The organism is Microbacterium sp. NPDC055312, from assembly GCF_053645675.1.
The window spans coordinates 549,911-565,335 of sequence record NZ_JBSHMU010000003.1 but is presented as its reverse complement, the minus strand read 5'-3'; the positions used below and the strand labels follow the sequence as shown (position 1 = coordinate 565,335).

The 15,425-nt window shown below is 70.5% G+C and carries 16 protein-coding genes and 1 tRNA gene; 4 read left to right on the top strand and 13 right to left on the bottom strand.

Annotated features, from left to right (window positions below):
• Positions 1-50: 50 nt before the first annotated feature.
• The 3 genes from ACWIDW_RS11195 to ACWIDW_RS11185 form a co-directional block, all read right to left on the bottom strand.
• A complete protein-coding gene (locus tag ACWIDW_RS11195; protein ID WP_454125298.1) occupies positions 51-617 on the bottom strand; it encodes a LemA family protein in 567 nt (188 codons plus the stop codon).
• 74 nt (positions 618-691) lie between these two features.
• The gene (locus ACWIDW_RS11190) at positions 692-2,005 is read right to left on the bottom strand and encodes a D-arabinono-1,4-lactone oxidase (protein WP_454125296.1); all 1,314 of its coding nucleotides are present in this window, start codon (positions 2,003-2,005) and stop codon (positions 692-694) included.
• Positions 2,002-3,240, bottom strand: a complete 1,239-nt coding sequence (locus ACWIDW_RS11185; protein ID WP_454125294.1) for an alanine racemase — start codon at positions 3,238-3,240, stop codon at positions 2,002-2,004. The genes ACWIDW_RS11190 and ACWIDW_RS11185 overlap by 4 nt, the downstream gene beginning before the upstream one ends.
• A 46-nt stretch (positions 3,241-3,286) precedes the next feature.
• On the opposite strand from ACWIDW_RS11185, the gene ACWIDW_RS11180 reads away from it, so the two are divergent.
• A tRNA-Leu gene (locus ACWIDW_RS11180) sits at positions 3,287-3,359 on the top strand.
• Positions 3,360-3,472: 113 nt separating this feature from the next.
• Here ACWIDW_RS11180 and ACWIDW_RS11175 read toward each other — a convergent pair.
• The 9 genes from ACWIDW_RS11175 to ACWIDW_RS11135 all read right to left on the bottom strand — a co-directional run bounded on the left by ACWIDW_RS11175 (position 3,473) and on the right by ACWIDW_RS11135 (position 12,022).
• Complete coding sequence (locus ACWIDW_RS11175; protein WP_454125292.1) at positions 3,473-5,002, bottom strand: NAD(P)/FAD-dependent oxidoreductase; 1,530 nt, start codon at positions 5,000-5,002, stop codon at positions 3,473-3,475.
• Between the two features lie 20 nt (positions 5,003-5,022).
• Positions 5,023-6,387, bottom strand: a complete 1,365-nt coding sequence (locus ACWIDW_RS11170; RefSeq protein WP_454125290.1) for a S8 family peptidase — start codon at positions 6,385-6,387, stop codon at positions 5,023-5,025.
• A complete protein-coding gene (locus ACWIDW_RS11165; protein WP_454125289.1) occupies positions 6,384-6,917 on the bottom strand; it encodes a DUF501 domain-containing protein in 534 nt (177 codons plus the stop codon). The genes ACWIDW_RS11170 and ACWIDW_RS11165 overlap by 4 nt, the downstream gene beginning before the upstream one ends.
• A 41-nt stretch (positions 6,918-6,958) precedes the next feature.
• Entirely contained in the window at positions 6,959-7,474 is a 516-nt protein-coding gene (locus ACWIDW_RS11160) for an FtsB family cell division protein (protein WP_454125287.1), read from the bottom strand.
• Positions 7,475-7,518: 44 nt separating this feature from the next.
• Positions 7,519-8,799 (bottom strand): phosphopyruvate hydratase, encoded by a 1,281-nt coding sequence (eno, locus tag ACWIDW_RS11155; RefSeq protein ID WP_454125286.1) that lies wholly within the window; start codon positions 8,797-8,799, stop codon positions 7,519-7,521.
• A gap of 97 nt (positions 8,800-8,896) precedes the next feature.
• Positions 8,897-9,559: an O-methyltransferase gene (locus tag ACWIDW_RS11150; RefSeq protein WP_454125284.1), complete on the bottom strand. Its 663-nt coding sequence runs from the start codon at positions 9,557-9,559 to the stop codon at positions 8,897-8,899.
• 66 nt (positions 9,560-9,625) lie between these two features.
• Positions 9,626-10,627, bottom strand: coding sequence for a CPBP family intramembrane glutamic endopeptidase (locus ACWIDW_RS11145; protein WP_454125282.1), 1,002 nt, complete (start codon positions 10,625-10,627; stop codon positions 9,626-9,628).
• Entirely contained in the window at positions 10,620-11,675 is a 1,056-nt protein-coding gene (locus ACWIDW_RS11140) for a DUF1648 domain-containing protein (RefSeq protein ID WP_454125281.1), read from the bottom strand. Before ACWIDW_RS11140 ends, ACWIDW_RS11145 begins: the two co-directional genes overlap by 8 nt.
• A complete protein-coding gene (locus ACWIDW_RS11135) occupies positions 11,672-12,022 on the bottom strand; it encodes a GntR family transcriptional regulator (RefSeq protein WP_454125279.1) in 351 nt (116 codons plus the stop codon). The genes ACWIDW_RS11140 and ACWIDW_RS11135 overlap by 4 nt, the downstream gene beginning before the upstream one ends.
• 98 nt (positions 12,023-12,120) lie before the next feature.
• Here ACWIDW_RS11135 and ACWIDW_RS11130 point away from each other — a divergent pair, with 98 nt between their 5' ends.
• Entirely contained in the window at positions 12,121-12,603 is a 483-nt protein-coding gene (locus ACWIDW_RS11130; RefSeq protein ID WP_271638244.1) for a DUF4442 domain-containing protein, read from the top strand.
• A 41-nt stretch (positions 12,604-12,644) separates the two neighbouring features.
• Entirely contained in the window at positions 12,645-13,874 is a 1,230-nt protein-coding gene (locus ACWIDW_RS11125) for an APC family permease (RefSeq protein ID WP_454125277.1), read from the top strand.
• 172 nt (positions 13,875-14,046) lie between these two features.
• Here ACWIDW_RS11125 and ACWIDW_RS11120 read toward each other — a convergent pair whose 3' ends face one another.
• Entirely contained in the window at positions 14,047-14,817 is a 771-nt protein-coding gene (locus tag ACWIDW_RS11120) for a helix-turn-helix domain-containing protein (protein ID WP_454125275.1), read from the bottom strand.
• An 80-nt stretch (positions 14,818-14,897) separates the two neighbouring features.
• On the opposite strand from ACWIDW_RS11120, the gene ACWIDW_RS11115 reads away from it, so the two are divergent.
• The gene (locus ACWIDW_RS11115) at positions 14,898-15,407 is read left to right on the top strand and encodes a VOC family protein (protein ID WP_271638247.1); all 510 of its coding nucleotides are present in this window, start codon (positions 14,898-14,900) and stop codon (positions 15,405-15,407) included.
• Positions 15,408-15,425 lie beyond the last annotated feature (18 nt).

Here is a 15,425-nt window from a genome sequence, read left to right as displayed (position 1 = left end):
CTCCACCCCAAGACGAAACACGCCAATCCCCCCAATACCCCCTCTTCGTGTCAAAACTGCACGCGGGGCGGTTCGGAGACCGCGCCGTCGTCGTTGACCTCGAAGAATTCGCGCTCGGTGAAACCGAGGCCGCGAGCGAAGAGATTGTTCGGGAAGACTTTGATCTTGGTGTTCAGCTCGCGCACGCCCCCGTTGTAGAAGCGGCGCGCCGCCTGCACCTTGTCTTCGGTGTCGACGAGCGAATGCTGCAGCTGCAGGTAGTTCTGGCTGGCCTGCAGCTGCGGGTAGGCCTCGGCGACCGCGAACAGGCTGCGCAGCGCCTGTTGCAGATGACCTTCCGCCACGCCGGCCTCGGCGGGTCCGGACGCCGCGAGCGTCTCGGCACGCGCCCGGGTCACTCCCTCGAAGACCTCTTTCTCATGCGCGGCGTAGCCGCGCACCGTCTCGATGAGATTGGGGATGAGATCCGCGCGTCGCTTGAGCTGCACGGCGATCCCGCTCCATGCCTCGTCGACGCGCACCTTGAGCTGCACCAGCGAGTTGTACGTCGACCACAGATAGATGCCGACGAGCAGCAGCACTCCGACGACGATCAGTACCGGCCACAGCCATTCCATGCACAGCCCCCCTCTTGAACCGACATCCATCCTATGCGCGGATCACTGCGCGTCGGCTGGACGACAGGCCGGGCTCAGGCTCCGAGGATGCGCTCGAGGTGCCGGTTGCCGAACACCCGGTCGGGGTCGAGGCGGTCGCGCAGCCCGACGAAGTCTTCGAATCTGGGGTAGCGCTCGCGCAGCTGCTCGGCGTTCAGGCTGTGCAGCTTGCCCCAGTGCGGGCGGCCCCCGTGGGCGAGCATGATCTGCTCGACGGCGTCGAAGTACTCCCGCGGGTCGACCCGCCAGTAGCGATGCACGGCGATGTACGCGCTGTCGCGGCCGAACGCGGTCGACAGCCACAGGTCGTCGGCTGCGGCGAAGCGCACCTCGACGGGGAACTCGATGCGCCACCCGCGGTCGGCGATGAGCCCGCGCAGCTCTTCGAACGCCGAGGTGACGTTCTCGGCCGGCAAGGCGTACTCCATCTCGCGGAAGCGCACGTTGCGGTGGTGGATGAGCACCCGATGCGATCGATCCGAGTACTCCCCGTTCCCGGTCAGCGTCACCGCCAGCCGGTTGAACGGGGGGATCACGGCGGGCACGACCCGGCTCGCGGCGCAGAACGCCCCGAACACGCCGTTGGTGAGCACACTCTCGTCGATCCAGCGCCGCACGGGCGGGACGGAACGCCGTGGGGCCGACTCGGGCAGGCGGGTGTGCGTCTTGGTCAGCGCGACGTCGGTGTGCGGGTGCCAGTAGAACTCGAAATGATCGGCATCCGCCACCCGCTCGCGCAGCGAGCCGAGGGTCTCGTCGAGCGGCAGGGGCGCGTCCTGCGCGTGCATGACGAACGCCGGCACGCACTGCAGGGTCACCTCGACGACGATCCCGAGAGCCCCGAGACCCACCACCGCTCCCGCGAGCAGGTCACTGTCGTGCTCCTCATCGATGCGCAGGAACTCACCGGCCGCGGTGACCAGGGTGAGCCCCCGCACCTGCGTGGCGATGCCGCCGAACCGGGCGCCGGTGCCGTGCGTGCCCGTCGAGATCGCGCCGCTGATCGACTGCCGGTCGATGTCGCCGAGGTTCTGCATCGCCAGTCCGTACGGCTTCAGCAGAGCGGGGATGCGGTGCAGACGAGTGCCCGCGAGCAGGGTCACGCGCCCGGTCTGCGGATCGGCCGAGACCAGACCCTGCAGGTCGTCGAGCTCGAGCAGCACGCCGGGGGCCGCGGCGATCCCGGTGAAGCTGTGGCCCGCGCCGACGGCCTTGACGGTGAGCCCCTGCTTCACCGCGGCCACGACCGACCGCTGCACGCCTTCGGGCGAGCGCGGACGCTCGACCCGGAGCGGACGCACCTGCGCGGTGCGTCCCCAGTTCTGCCAGGTTCCGCCCGGTCGGGTCATAGAAAGGCCTTCCCCTCGCCACGGTAGGTGGGCAGCTCGCCGATCACCGCGCCATTCGAGACGAGATGGTACCGGTCGATGCGCTCGGCCGGCTCGCCGCTCTTCGCGTGCCGGAACCAGACGCGGTCGCCGACCCGCAGCTCGCGTGCGGCCGCACCGCGCAGCGGCGTCTGCACCTCGCCCGCCGCTTCTCGCCCGAGGGTGTGCAGTCCTGCCGGCCACACCGGCAGGGGCTGCCGGGATGCCACGGAAGGGCCCGACGCGATCCAGCCGCCGCCCAGCACCGTCGCGATGGCCTGCGTGGGCTTTCGGACCACGTCGAACGCGAACGCCGCCGCGGGCGCGGGCCGGAACGAGCGGTACCCGTCGAAGAGGTGCCCGGCGAGCAGTCCGCTGCCCGCGGTCGCCTCGGTGAGCGACTCATCGCTTCCGGTGAACTCCAGCGATCCCGTCCCTCCCCCGTTCAGGAACTCCAGCGGAGCGATCTGGGTCATCGCGTCGGCGATCTCGGCCCGTCGCCGGCGCAGCTCGTCGCGCGAGCGCGCCTGCACCATGCGGATCACCGGGGCGTCGGGGCCTGCCGCATCCCCTTGACCGGCGATCTGCGCGTCGTACATCTGCAGTCCCACGAGCCGGAATCCGGGGCGGCGCACGACCTCCCGGGCGAAGGCGGCGACCTCGGCCGCCGAGTGCAGCGGCGATCTGCGCACGCCGACGTGGCCGAGCGATGACGAGCGCAGTGAGGCGTCGACGTCGATGGCGACTCGCACCTCGGGTCGCGATCCGGGGCCGGCGATCGAGTCGATCAGATCGAGGTGCGCGGTCTCGTCGACCATCAGCGTGACGCGCGACGCCGCCTGCTCGTCGGCGAGCAGGCGGCTCAGGCCGGCCCGGTCGACGGTGGGGTAGCCGAGCATGATGTCGTCGTGCTGCTCGGCCAGCCAGAGCGCCTCGGCGAGGGTGAAGGCGAGGATCCCGCGGTATCCGGGGATCTCGAGCACCGCATCGAGCACGGCGCGCACCCGCACCGATTTCGTCGCGACCCGGATCGGGATGCCTCCGGCGCGCACGAGCAGGTCCATCGCGTTGTGCCGCAGCGCGTCGCGGTCGATCACCGCCACCGGCGCGGGCAGGTGCGCGGTCGCGTCGGTGAGCGCCGGCCAGTAGCGGTCGGGGGAACGCCATGTCGCATCGGAGGCGGATGCCGGGCTGTGGCCTGCAGTGAGATCGAGCACTCCCCCACCCTACGACCCGTGCGAGGCGTCGATAGGCTGAACGCGGGCCCCCATAGCCCAACGGCAGAGGCAGGCGTCTTAAACACGCTTCAGTGTCGGTTCGAATCCGACTGGGGGCACAGGGCGGCCGCGCCGTGGCAGGTGGGCTGAGTTCGAATCCCAGTGGGGGCACAGGGCGGCCGAGGATGCAGGAAGGGCCCGTCCGATGGACGGGCCCTTCACTCTGCTCGGGTCAGGCGCTGACGTCGACGCTCTCGGACGCCTTCTTGGCCGCCGGCTTCTTGGCGGCAGGGCGCTTGGCGGCCGGCTTGGCCGCGTCGACCTTGGCTGCGGGCTTCACGGCATCCGCCTTCGCCGGCTTGCCGGCATCGGTCTTCGCTGCGTCCTTCTGCGCGGCCGGCGCGGCGGGCTCTGCGACCGCCGGACGCGGACGTGCGGCGAACTCCTCGAACGCCGCACGCGGGTGCTGCACTGCGGCGAGGTTGGCGAAGTCGCGGCCGAGCCACAGGTTGTTCCACCAGCCCCACAGCACACGCCACTTGCGCTCCCAGGTGGGCATCGCGAGGCCGTGGTAGCCGCGGTGCGCGACCCAGGCGATGAAGCCCTTCAGGGCGATGTTGCCCGACTGGAACACACCGTTGTAGAGGCCGAGACCGGCCACGGCGCCGAGGTTCTTGTGGTAGTAGTCCGTGGTGCCCTCGCCGCGCAGCACCGCGACGAGGTTCTTCGCGAGCAGCTTCGCCTGGCGCACGGCGTGCTGCGCGTTGGGCACGCAGGTGCCGTCGGGAAGCCCGCCGGTCTTGTCGGGCACGGCGGAGATGTCGCCGGCTGCCCAGGCACCCTCGACGGGGTTGCCGTCGGCGTCGACGACGCGCAGGTCGGCCTGCGCGGTGATGCGGCCGCGCTGCTCGGTGGGCAGGTCGCCGCCGCGGACCACGGTCGGGTTCGCCATGACACCGGCGGTCCAGACGATGAGGTCGGAGGGGATGACGTCGCCCGTCGACAGCTCGACGTTGCCGCCGACAGCGCTGGCGACCTGGGTGTCGAGGTGGATGTACGCGCCGCGCTTGCCGAGGTCCTTCATGACCCACTTGCTGGTCTCGAGCGAGACCTCGGGCATGATGCGGCCCATCGCCTCGATGAGGTGGAAGTGCGTGTCGTCGAACGACAGCTGCGGGTACTTCGAGATCAGCGACGAGGCGAACGAGCGCAGCTCGGCGAACGCTTCGATGCCGGCGAAGCCGCCGCCGACGACCACGACGGTCAGCAGCCGGTCGCGCTCGGGGCCGGCCGCGATCGACGCGGCCTTGTCGAAGTTCGACAGCAGGCGATCACGCACGGCGACGGCCTCTTCGATGGTCTTCATGCCGATCGCGTTGTCGGCGATGCCCGGGATCGGGAACGTGCGCGACACCGCGCCGGCGGTGACGACGATCTGGTCGTACGCGAACTCGTACGGCTCGCCGATCGGCGGGGTGATCGTGGCGACCTTGTTGGCGTGGTCGATGCCGGTGACCTTGGCGGTGATCACGTTGGTCGTCTTGAGGTGACGACGGTGCGTGACGACGGCGTGACGCGGCTCGATCGACCCGGCTGCGACCTCGGGCAGGAACGGCTGGTAAGTCATGTACGGCAGCGGGTCCACCATCGTCACGTCGGCCTCGCCCTTGCGAAGGTGCTTCTCGAGCTTCCAGGCTGTGTAGAAACCTGCGTAGCCTCCACCGACAATCAGAATGCGGGGTGCAGTGCTGTTCTGAGGCACAGGGGGACAACTCCTCGTCGTCAGGGTGTGGGAGTGCGTCTACCGCGCTCCGATCGGATGCGCCGGGCAGCTGCGGTGACGCCAAGCGCTATCAGGATACCAGGCACCGTGAGTGCCAGCAGAGGCAGGGTACCGTACCGCAGCGACTCCTCGGTCGGCAGCAGCGGGGACGCCGCGCCGACGGGCTGCTCGACGGGCGGAAGGGGCGGCACGGCGACCGGCGTCGCGGACTGCTCGGGTGTCGGCTGCTCGGGAGCGTCGGCACGGCGGTAGACGCGGATCCACTCCTTGAGATCGCCCATCGGGTTGGTCGAGACACGGGGAATGGATGCCGTGACCGCGGCCTCGGCGTCGAGCAGGCCGAAACCGTAGAGCGGGTCGGGTGTGCGGGTCATGTCGGGCACCGGCACCGCCGTTCTGATCAGGCGGTTGATCACGTTGGCGGCATCCAGCTCGGGGTGCGCGGCCCGCACCAGAGCGGCGGCGCCGGCGACGATCGGCGCGGCACCGCTCGTGCCGTCCCACGAGCGCAGGGTGCCGTCGGCCGAGACGCCGAGCAGCGATTCGCTCGGCGCCGAGATGCCGATCGTGATGCCCTGAGTGGATGCCCCCTGGCTGGCGACCCCGGTCTGGTCGACGCCGCCGACGGTCAGCACACCCGGGATCGTGGCGGGCGCGCCGATCATCGACGTGCCGCTGCCGCGGTTGCCGGCCGCGACGATCACGACCACGTCGTGCTCGAAGGCGTACAGGAACGCCTCGTCCCAGCTGCGGTCCCAGTCGAGGGTGTTGGTGGTGAACGAGAGGTTGATGACGTCGGCGCCATGATCGACCGCCCACTTCATGGCCTCGACCACCTGGTCGACGAACGGTTTCGTCGACGCGGAGCCGGGGAAGCCGAGCGAGACCGACAGCAGCTGCGCCTCCGGCGCGACGCCGATCATCCCGGTGCCGTCCGGATTTCCGCGCCCCGCGGCGAGCGAGGCCACCCAGGAGCCGTGATTCGGGTCGCGCACGCCGACGGGAGTGCGACCGTCCGCGCTGCCGACGCCCGACACGTCGGTGCCGTCGGCCACCGCGCCGTCGAAGATCACCGGGGGCTTGCCGATGCCGGTGTCGATGACCGCGATCTTCACTCCCTTGCCCCGGGTCACGCTCCAGGCCTGCCGGATGCCGGCTCCGTCGAGCCAGTACTCCATCGCCCGCGCGGGGTCGTTCGGGTCGTCCGGGATGGGCGGCGCCGCCGGCGTCGCCGTCTCGGTCGACACCTGCAGCACCGACGTCGCCGGTGCGTCCGAGCCGGATGCCGGGACGGCGACGAACACCGCGGATGCCACGAGTGCCGCCGTCACGGCGGCACCACGCAGCATCCGGGCGGAGATCATGACGCGCTGTCCGCCAGCGCCGCACCCGGATCGATGCATGCGCACCGCTCGGGCGACCAGGAGGAGCGCTCGAGCGCGGCATCCCCCACCGGGTTCACGCCCGGTCCCGCGGCGAGCGCGTGACCGGCGAGGGCGTGCAGGCACTTCACGCGTGTCGGCATACCACCCGCCGAGATGCCGTCGATCTCGGGCACGTCGCCGAACTGCGCCCGGTCGGCGAGATACGCCTCGTGCGCGCGGGCGTAGGCCGCGGCGATGCCGTCGTCGTCTTCGAGCATCCGGGCCAGCTCCGGCATCACCTGTGTCGCCTCGAGGGTCGACATCGCGGCGGTCGCCGCCGGGTGCGTCAGGTAGTAGAAGGTCGGGAAGGGCGTGCCGTCGTCGAGACGGGGCGCTGTGGCCACCACGGTCGGATTGCCGCAGACGCAGCGCGCGGCGATGCCGATGACGCCGCGGGCGGCACGGCCCAGCTGGCTCGAGACCACCGCGATCTCTGCAGCGGTGGGCGTCGGGAAGGGAGGTGTCGTCACCCCACCAGGGTACGGGAGGGTCACTGTGCCGGCCCTCAGCGCTACGGGGTCGGCGCTTCGACCGCGGTCTTGGCGAGCCCCGCGGTCGTCAGCCCGCGCAGCAGCTGCGGCATCCAGTCCGACGGGCGCTCCTTCAGCCGGTCGCTGACCTCCTGCTGCTCGGGCGGCAGGTCGGCAGGGTCGAGATCGAAGTCGATGAGGAAGGGGACCTCACCGGGCTTCACGTAGTACAGCCGCTCGCGCGCCTGGGTGGTGATGTAGGCGGGGTCGTCCCAGCGATCGCGCTCGCGCTCGAGCGCGGCGATCTGCTCCTCGGTCACCTGCACCGAGTGCTCGAGGGCGGCGATCTTCTGCTTCTGGCCGAGGTAGGTGCCGATGGTCGGCACGAGCACCCAGGTGCCCAGCACGACGAGCGAGAGCATGATCACGGCGAAGCCCGACAGGCGGATGCCGCTCGCCCACTCCCGCACATCGACCGTGCGGCCGGCAGACGTGCGGCGCGCGGCGGGCGCCGAGGGCCGGGACACCGAAGGAGGAGGAGCGGGGCGTCTGGCCATGCTCCTCCTCCTTCGTTCGTTCAGATCAGCGCGTGCGCTCCGGCTCAGGCCTGGAAGCGCGGGAACGCGGATGCACCGGCGAAGACCGCGGCGTCACCCAGCTCCTCTTCGATGCGCAGAAGCTGATTGTACTTCGCGACGCGCTCGCTGCGTGCGGGCGCACCGGTCTTGATCTGACCCGCGTTCGTGGCGACCGCGAGGTCGGCGATCGTGGTGTCTTCGGTCTCGCCGGAACGGTGCGAGAGCATGGCCGTGTAGCCCGAGCGCTGCGCGAGGCTGACCGCGTCGAAGGTCTCGGTGAGGGTGCCGATCTGGTTGACCTTCACCAGCAGCGAGTTGGCGACGCCGCGCGCGATGCCGTCGCCGAGGCGCTGCGGGTTGGTGACGAACAGGTCGTCGCCGACGAGCTGCACCGTGCTGCCGAGCGCGTCGGTGAGCAGCTTCCAGTTGTCCCAGTCGTCTTCGGCGAGAGCATCCTCGATCGTGACGATCGGGAAGTCGGCGACGAGACCCTGGTAGTACTCGATCAGCTCGGGGCCGGTCCAGTCCTTGTTGTCGAGGCGGTACACCCCGTCGGTGAAGAACTCGGTCGCGGCGACGTCGAGGCCGAGCGCGATGTCCTTGCCGGGGGTGAAGCCGGCCTTCTCGATCGCCTTGATGAGGAACTCGAGGCCTTCACGGTTGCTGGGCAGGTCGGGGGCGAAGCCGCCCTCGTCGCCGAGGCCGGTCGCGTAGCCGGCGGCCTTCAGCTCGCTGCGCAGCACGTGGTAGGTCTCGACGCCCCAGCGCAGCGACTCGGAGTAGGTGTCGGCGCCGATCGGCGCGAGGAAGAACTCCTGCATGTCGATGCCGTTGTCGGCGTGCTCTCCGCCGTTGATGACGTTGAACAGCGGGACGGGCAGCAGGTGCGCGTTGGGTCCGCCCAGGTAGCGGAACAGCGGCAGGTCCGCCGAGTCGGCCGCGGCCTTGGCGACGGCGAGGCTGACGCCGAGGATGGCGTTGGCGCCGACGCGCTTCTTGTTGTCGGTGCCGTCGACCTCGTTCAGGATCTCGTCGACGATGCGCTGCTCGCTCGCCTCGACGCCCTCGATCGCAGGGCCGAGCTCGTCGATCACGGACTCGACGGCCTTCAGCACGCCCTTTCCGCCGTAGCGGCCCTTGTCTCCGTCGCGCAGCTCGTACGCCTCGAAGGCTCCGGTGGATGCACCGGAGGGGACGGCGGCGCGCTGCACGACCCCGTCATCGAGGAGCACCTCCACCTCGACGGTCGGGTTTCCGCGCGAGTCGAGAATCTCGCGTGCGCCTACAGCCTCGATCAGTGCCACAGAAGTGCTCCTTCGAAAGGGAGGGGAGGGTGGTGGTGGAGCGACGTCGATCCGGGTCACAGTCTAGCCGTGCCGGTTCTCACCACTCGTGTGCGTGTCAGACGACGACGGCCAGCGCGAAGCCGTCCCAGCCCTTCATGCCCACCGTCTGCAGGGCGGTCGCATCGAAGCGGGGGTCCTCGCCCAGCATCCGGAGCCCGTCGCGTGTGCCGACCACCATCGGGTCGGTGCTCTCGGCGTCGGCGATGTCGCCGCTGCGCCCGATGTTGTCGACGACGACGACGGTGCCGGGATGCCCGAGCCGGGCCGCCCAGTCGAGGTAGATCGTGTTGGATTCCTTGTCTGCGTCGATGAAGACGAGGTCGAACCCGCCGACCAGGGTGGGCAGCACGTCGGCCGCCCGGCCGATGCGGATGTCGACCCGCTCCCCCACCCCGGCCGCGTCGATGTTCGCGCGCGCCACCGCGGCATTGGCGGCCTCGGCCTCGATCGTCGTGACTCGGCCGGCCTCGCCGACGGCGCGGGCCATCCAGATCGTGGAGTACCCGCCGAGGGTTCCGATCTCGAGCACGCGCTGTGCGCCGCTGATGCGCACCAGCAGGTTCAGCAGCTTGCCCGCCACGGGCGCGACTTCGATCTCGGGCATCCCGGCGGCCCGTTGCGCCTGCAGTGCCGCCTCGAGCGCCGCATCGGGCCCGACGAGTGTCTCGGCCAGGTAGTCGTCGGCCCTGCGCCAGTTCTGCGGAGTGGATTCGGTCATGTGCCCAGCCAAACCGTCGGGTCGCGCTCGGTCAAGGGGTGGGGCCGTGTCGAGCCGCCGTCCGGGTCACGCGGGGGGCTGGACCGGCGGCAGGGTGGATGCCGGATACTTCGGCGGCCTGCGCTCTGCGAGCGCCGGCTGCCGGCGGAACTGACCGGTCACCAGCAGCACGACGATCACGACGGCGCCGGCGATCCAGCCCGAGACGCCGAGCGCCGTCGACAGCGCGGGATCGTACTCGGCGCCCGCCGCCAGGAACAGCACGGGCAGCCCCGCGCTGGCGTTCAGCGCACCGTGGGCGAACACGGCCGGCCACATCGTGGCGCTGCGCAGGCGCAGCCAGCCCAGCAGAACGCCCCACACCGTGCATCCGGCGGTCATCAGCAGCACCCCCGTGAGGTCGGTGCGGCCGAAGTTGTAGCCGAGCAGGATCAGGGGCGAGTGCCACAGCCCCCAGGCGACGCCGCTGATCAGCAGCGCGGGCCAGGTGCCGTACCGGCGCAGCGCCGGCAGGAGGAATCCTCGCCAGCCGACCTCTTCGCCGAAGGCCGCGAGGGCGTTGACCGTCGCGGCGGCGAACGGGATGGAGGCGAGCTGCACGGCGAGCAGCAGCCATGGTGAGGGGAGTTCGACTCCGGCGGGCAGACTCTGCGCCAGCATCTGCGAGAAGCCGGAGAGCCCGGCGAAGTCGGCCTGCAGCCAGCCGAACGCCACCGCGAGCAGCATGGCCGCGATCACGATGACGACCGGGCCGAACAGTCCGAGCACGCTCATCCAGATCACGCGCTTCGCCGGCCGCAACGGCCACATGCCGAGGAAGCGCAGTCGCTGTCCCGTCGGGATCGGCCGCATCGTCACCAGGACGATCAGCAGCGCGAGAGCCGGCGTGTACATCGTCACGACCAGCAGCACCCCCGCGAACGGCTCGGCGAGACCGTCGCCGAGCCACAGCGGCAGCGCGACCAGCCAGGCCAGGCCGACCGCCAGCACGATGAAGGCGACGATCACCCGGAGGGGGATGCGCGGCATCCGCTCGTCCACGCCGTGGAAGTCCGGTGTCTCACTCATCTCGGTCTCCGCCTCTGTCGTCGTGCACGCCGGAGGCGCGGCGGTCGATGTGCGCCTGCAGCGTGGCCGCCCCCACCTCGGCCCCGTCCACCGTCACCACGACCGCGCCCTTGCCGCGGCGGGCGATCTCGATCGCAGGGCCCGTGCGAAGCACGATACCGGTGCGGCCGTCCAGGCCGACGCGCCAGCCCACTCCGCCGAACTCGGCGAAGGGGTGGCACTCGATCGCACGCACCGACGTGATCTCATCGAGCGGCACGTGCAGACGCGGGAATCCGAGCTGGGAGCGCACGACCAGCCCGACGGCGCCCGCGCGCACGCGGAAGGATGCCGTCGCCGCGAGCGCGAGAGCGACCACGACGAGCACGAGCAGCGGGATCCACGCCCGTTCGGCCGCCTGCAGCAGCATGACCGCGGTCACTCCGACCAGCACGACGCAGGTGATTCCGATGATCAGGACACCCGCGCGCGCGATGTTCGCCGTTCCCATCCAGACGACCCGTTCCCCCGGCGAGATGGACGGCAGCCGCGTGCTCTTCAGCGTCACCGGCCCGGTGGCCTCGACGTCGGGCTGCAGCACCCATCCGGCAGCCGAGAGCAGCAGCAGAGCGCAGAACGCGCTGACGAGCACGGGCAGCACGTCCGCCGCGTCGGCGGCGTCGGACAGCCCGCGCTGCAGCCACGTCGAGCCTGCCGTGGTCACCGCGCTGAAGCCCGACAGTCCGAGGGCGAGCGCGCCGAGGAACCGCGCCGTCACACCCCACTGCTGCCGCGCCATGGTGAGCGTGACCGTGACCAGCAGCAGCGGAAGGCCGAACCCGGTGGCCACGGCGAGCCACAGGTAGGTGGCAGGTGGGCCGTATCCGTCCACGCCCCCGGCGCTCCAGTGCGTCGCCGCAGGGTCGGGCAGCTCGGGCATCCACACGGCGATGAGCGCAAGCGCGACCGCCGTCAGGACGGCGGGAATCACCAGGCCGACGACGATGAGCGAGCGTCGTGCTCGGCCGACGTCGGCGGAGAAGTCGGTCTGCGTGTCGGATTCGATCATGAGTCCATCTCCTTGATGAGGGCGGCGAGAGTCGCGGGGGTGACACCCAGCGCGGCACCGCGCCGCACGAGTGCGGTGATCTCGTCGGCAAGACCGGCGAGGGGCGCGGCGGATGTCGAGATCACGGCGCCGCGGCCGCGCCGCAGGTCGACCAGTCCTTCGTCACGCAGCTCCTGATAGGCACGCAGCGCGGTATGCACGTTCACCTCGGCCGCCGCAGCGAGTTCACGGGCCGCCGGCAGCCGGTCTCCGGGGTGCAGCCGTCCGGCCAGCACCTCACCGCGCACCGACGCCGCGATCTGCTCGAACAGCGGGCGTGCGCTCTCTGGGTCGATCCGGATGAGCATGACACCTCCAACGCGTTTATTCTAATACAACTAGAACAATTGTGGGTGGCATCCAGGCGATCTCACCTCGCGGCGACACGACCGGCAGACTGGCCCACATGCGCATCACCCCCCGACGTCTCGCCATCGGCATGAGCCTGTGGATCCCGAATCTGTTCAGCGGCATCCGCGTCCGCCGCTTCAGCGACGACTGGACGCACGCCACCGTCGAGCTGCACGTGAACGTCTTCACCCGCAACTACGTCAAGACGGCGTTCGGCGGATCGATGTCGGCGATGACCGACCCGTACTTCTTCATGCTCGTGATGCACCAGCTCGGGCGCGACTACGTGGTGTGGGACACCCGAGGCGAGATCGAGTTCGTCAAGCCGGGACGCGGTGTGCTGACCGCGCACTTCCACGTCTCGCCCGAGAAGGCGCAGGAGCTGCGCGAGCGCGCCCGCGGTGGTGCCAAGGTGCTCGAATGGTTCGAGACCGAGATCAGAGATGGCGACGGCGACGTGGTCGCACGGGTGCGGCGCGAGGTGTATGTGCGCGAGAAGAGGCGCGTCACGGCGTCGATGACGGGCTCGACCGCGTGACGTGACACCCGCTGTTCACCATCCGGTGGCACGATGAGCGGATGCCCCTCGCCCGCCGCCTGACTCTCACCGACGCCGTCGCGATCGGCCTCGGCTCGATGATCGGCGCGGGCGTGTTCGCCGTGTGGGCGCCGGCGCTCGGGGTCGCCGGCTCGGGCATCCTCATCGCCCTGGGGATCGCGGCGGTGGTGGCGTTCTGCAACGCCACCGCGTCGGCACAGCTGGCGGCGGTGCACCCGGTCGCGGGCGGAACCTACGCGTACGCGCGCGCCGAGATCGGCCCGTGGTCGGGATTCATCGCCGGCTGGTGCTTCGTCATCGGCAAGATCGCCAGCTGCGCCGCGATGGCGATGACCTTCGCCGCGTACGCCGCCCCCGAGGCCTGGCGCACACCGGTGGCCGTCATCGCCGTCGCGGCACTCGCGGTCGTGAACTGCTTCGGCATCACCCGCACCGCACTGCTCACGCGGATCCTCGTGGTGATCACGCTGATCGGCCTGGCGGTCGTCGTCGCGGCGGGCTTCGCCACGGCATCCGAGGCAGCGCCCGCTCCCCTGCCTGACGCCACCGCCTACGGCATCCTGCAGGGCGCAGGACTGCTCTTCTTCGCCTTCGCCGGGTACGCACGCATCGCGACCATGGGCGAAGAGGTCGCCGACCCCGCGCGGAACATCCCGCGCGCGATCGTGCTCGCGCTCGGCGGTGCCGTCGTCGTCTACGTCCTGATCGCACTCGCGGTGATGCGCACGCTGGGAGCGCATGCCATCGGCAGCGCGCACCCGATCGCCGACGTCGTGGCAGCCTCCGGCTGGACGGGACTCGAGCCGGTCGTGCGCGTCGCCGCGGCCACGGCATCGCTGGGCGCCCTGCTGGCCCTGCTGACCGGCATCGGCCGCACCACCCTCGCGATGGGCCGCGAAGCCGACCTGCCCCGCTTTCTGGCACACATCGACAGCCGCTGGCAGGTGCCGCAGCGCGCCGAGATCACGATCGCGCTGATCGTCATCGGCATCGTGCTCATCGCCGACCTGCGCGGCGCGATCGGCTTCTCGTCGTTCGGCGTGCTGCTGTACTACCTGATCGCGAACGCCGCGGCGTTCCGCCAGAGGGGATCCGCCCGCCGCTACCCGCGCCTGCTTCAGGTGGTCGGCGCGATCGGATGCCTGCTGCTCGTCTCTACGCTGCCCGCGGTCGCCTCGCTGATCGGCACCGGTGTCGTGCTCGCCGGCGTCGGCTACCGGATGCTGCGGCTGAGCCTCGCCGCGCGCTGAGCGCCGCGGGGAAGCAGCGTCGATCGAAACGCGCGCCACGCGGGTGCAGATTTCCCGGGCGGTGCGGCGCCGGGGCGTACGCCACGTGAGTGCAGGCGAACACGCGAGCGCAGGCCGATCTCCGGGGAATCCACCTGCGCCGGTGTGTTCGCCTTCCTCGGCGACGGCTGATTCAGATCCGCTCGCGGTACGAGCTCGGGGGCATGCCGAGCACGGTGCGGAAATCCATCGTCAGGTGGGCATGATCGGCGTAGCCGAGATCGGCGGCGAGGGCACTCAGATCGGCTGCAGGGTCGTTCCGCAGTCGCTGAGCGGCCTCCTGCAGTCGGCGGCGACGAATCATCGCGAGCGGCGGCATCCCCACGTACCGATGCGCCATGCGCTGCAGCGTGCGCAGCGACACGGCCAGCCGTGCCGCTGCCTGTTCCGCGGTGCGGATGCCCGAATCGGTCATCAGAAGCCGAGACATCGCATTCGCCTGGAGGTCGGCATCCGTCACCGCGCCCTTCTGCTGGGCGAGCCACCGCGAGACGACCTCGGCGGCACGGGCGTGCCGGTCATCGCCCGCCATCGCCGCTGAGACCTCGTCGACCAGCGCCGGCGCATCGATCATCAGGTCGGCGTCACGCAGCGCGGCGGGTTCTGCGGTGAGCGCGGCTGCACCGGCCGGCCACAGCAGCGCGCCCACTGCCCAGCCTCTTCCGCGCAGGTCGCGGTGAGTGGCACGTGTCGTCGCTCCCGCCAGCTGAACTCCCTCGGACGAGATCACGAGGTTCAGCGCCGGATACGCCACGACCTCCTGGCGCGAGGTCTCGCCCCGCGGAAGATCCCACTCGGGAATCCAGAACCAGGCCACCAGCTCAGCGGCGTCGGGCGATGGCGGGACCCGGAGGAACCGCGGCATCCGGTCGGGGAAGAGCACCCCGCGTCGTGCATCGATCACGCATCGAACACTACGCACGCCGTGCCGGATTGTCGCGAATCTTCAAGTGCGGCCGGCGGTGCCCTGCCTACCGTCGAGTCATGACCACTTCAGACATGACCGGCACGGCCGGCCTCACCGGCACGCACACCACCGACGGACGCCCCAACGGGTCGACGTCGCTCACGCCTTTCCTCGCGATCCCGAACGCCGTCGCCGCCATCGCGTTCTACCGCGACGTCTTCGGCGCGCGCGTCGTCGACGTCACCGAATTCGACGGCGTCGTCGTGCACGCCGACCTCGACTTCGGTGCGGGGATGCTGCAGCTCGGAGAGCCGAATCCGACGTATCACCTGGTCGCGCCGCCGCAGGGTGACGACGACTGCTACTCGATGGGCCTCTATGTGCCCGATGTGGATGCCGTCGTCGCCCGCGCCGTCGAGGCCGGGGCGACCGTGCGCGAAGCGCCGTCGGACTTCGTCTCGGGTGACCGGTTCGCCAGCATCCGAGACCCGTTCGGCGTGCGCTGGTCGGTGATGACCCGCATCGAGGATCTGTCGGAAGAGGAGTCCGCGGCACGCGTCGCGGAATGGGCCGCACAGCAGGGCTGATCCGCCCCGCCGAAGGCC

Coding starts and splice junctions, on each gene's coding strand:
- ACWIDW_RS11145 (WP_454125282.1), bottom strand. CDS start 10,627: ATGAGTGAGACACCGGACTTCCACGGCGTGGACGAGCGGATGCCGCGC.
- ACWIDW_RS11125 (WP_454125277.1), top strand. CDS start 12,645: ATGCCCCTCGCCCGCCGCCTGACTCTCACCGACGCCGTCGCGATCGGC.
- ACWIDW_RS11195 (WP_454125298.1), bottom strand. CDS start 617: ATGGAATGGCTGTGGCCGGTACTGATCGTCGTCGGAGTGCTGCTGCTC.
- ACWIDW_RS11135 (WP_454125279.1), bottom strand. CDS start 12,022: ATGCTCATCCGGATCGACCCAGAGAGCGCACGCCCGCTGTTCGAGCAG.
- ACWIDW_RS11160 (WP_454125287.1), bottom strand. CDS start 7,474: ATGGCCAGACGCCCCGCTCCTCCTCCTTCGGTGTCCCGGCCCTCGGCG.
- ACWIDW_RS11150 (WP_454125284.1), bottom strand. CDS start 9,559: ATGACCGAATCCACTCCGCAGAACTGGCGCAGGGCCGACGACTACCTG.
- ACWIDW_RS11170 (WP_454125290.1), bottom strand. CDS start 6,387: ATGATCTCCGCCCGGATGCTGCGTGGTGCCGCCGTGACGGCGGCACTC.
- ACWIDW_RS11140 (WP_454125281.1), bottom strand. CDS start 11,675: ATGATCGAATCCGACACGCAGACCGACTTCTCCGCCGACGTCGGCCGA.
- ACWIDW_RS11115 (WP_271638247.1), top strand. CDS start 14,898: ATGACCACTTCAGACATGACCGGCACGGCCGGCCTCACCGGCACGCAC.
- ACWIDW_RS11190 (WP_454125296.1), bottom strand. CDS start 2,005: ATGACCCGACCGGGCGGAACCTGGCAGAACTGGGGACGCACCGCGCAG.
- ACWIDW_RS11130 (WP_271638244.1), top strand. CDS start 12,121: ATGCGCATCACCCCCCGACGTCTCGCCATCGGCATGAGCCTGTGGATC.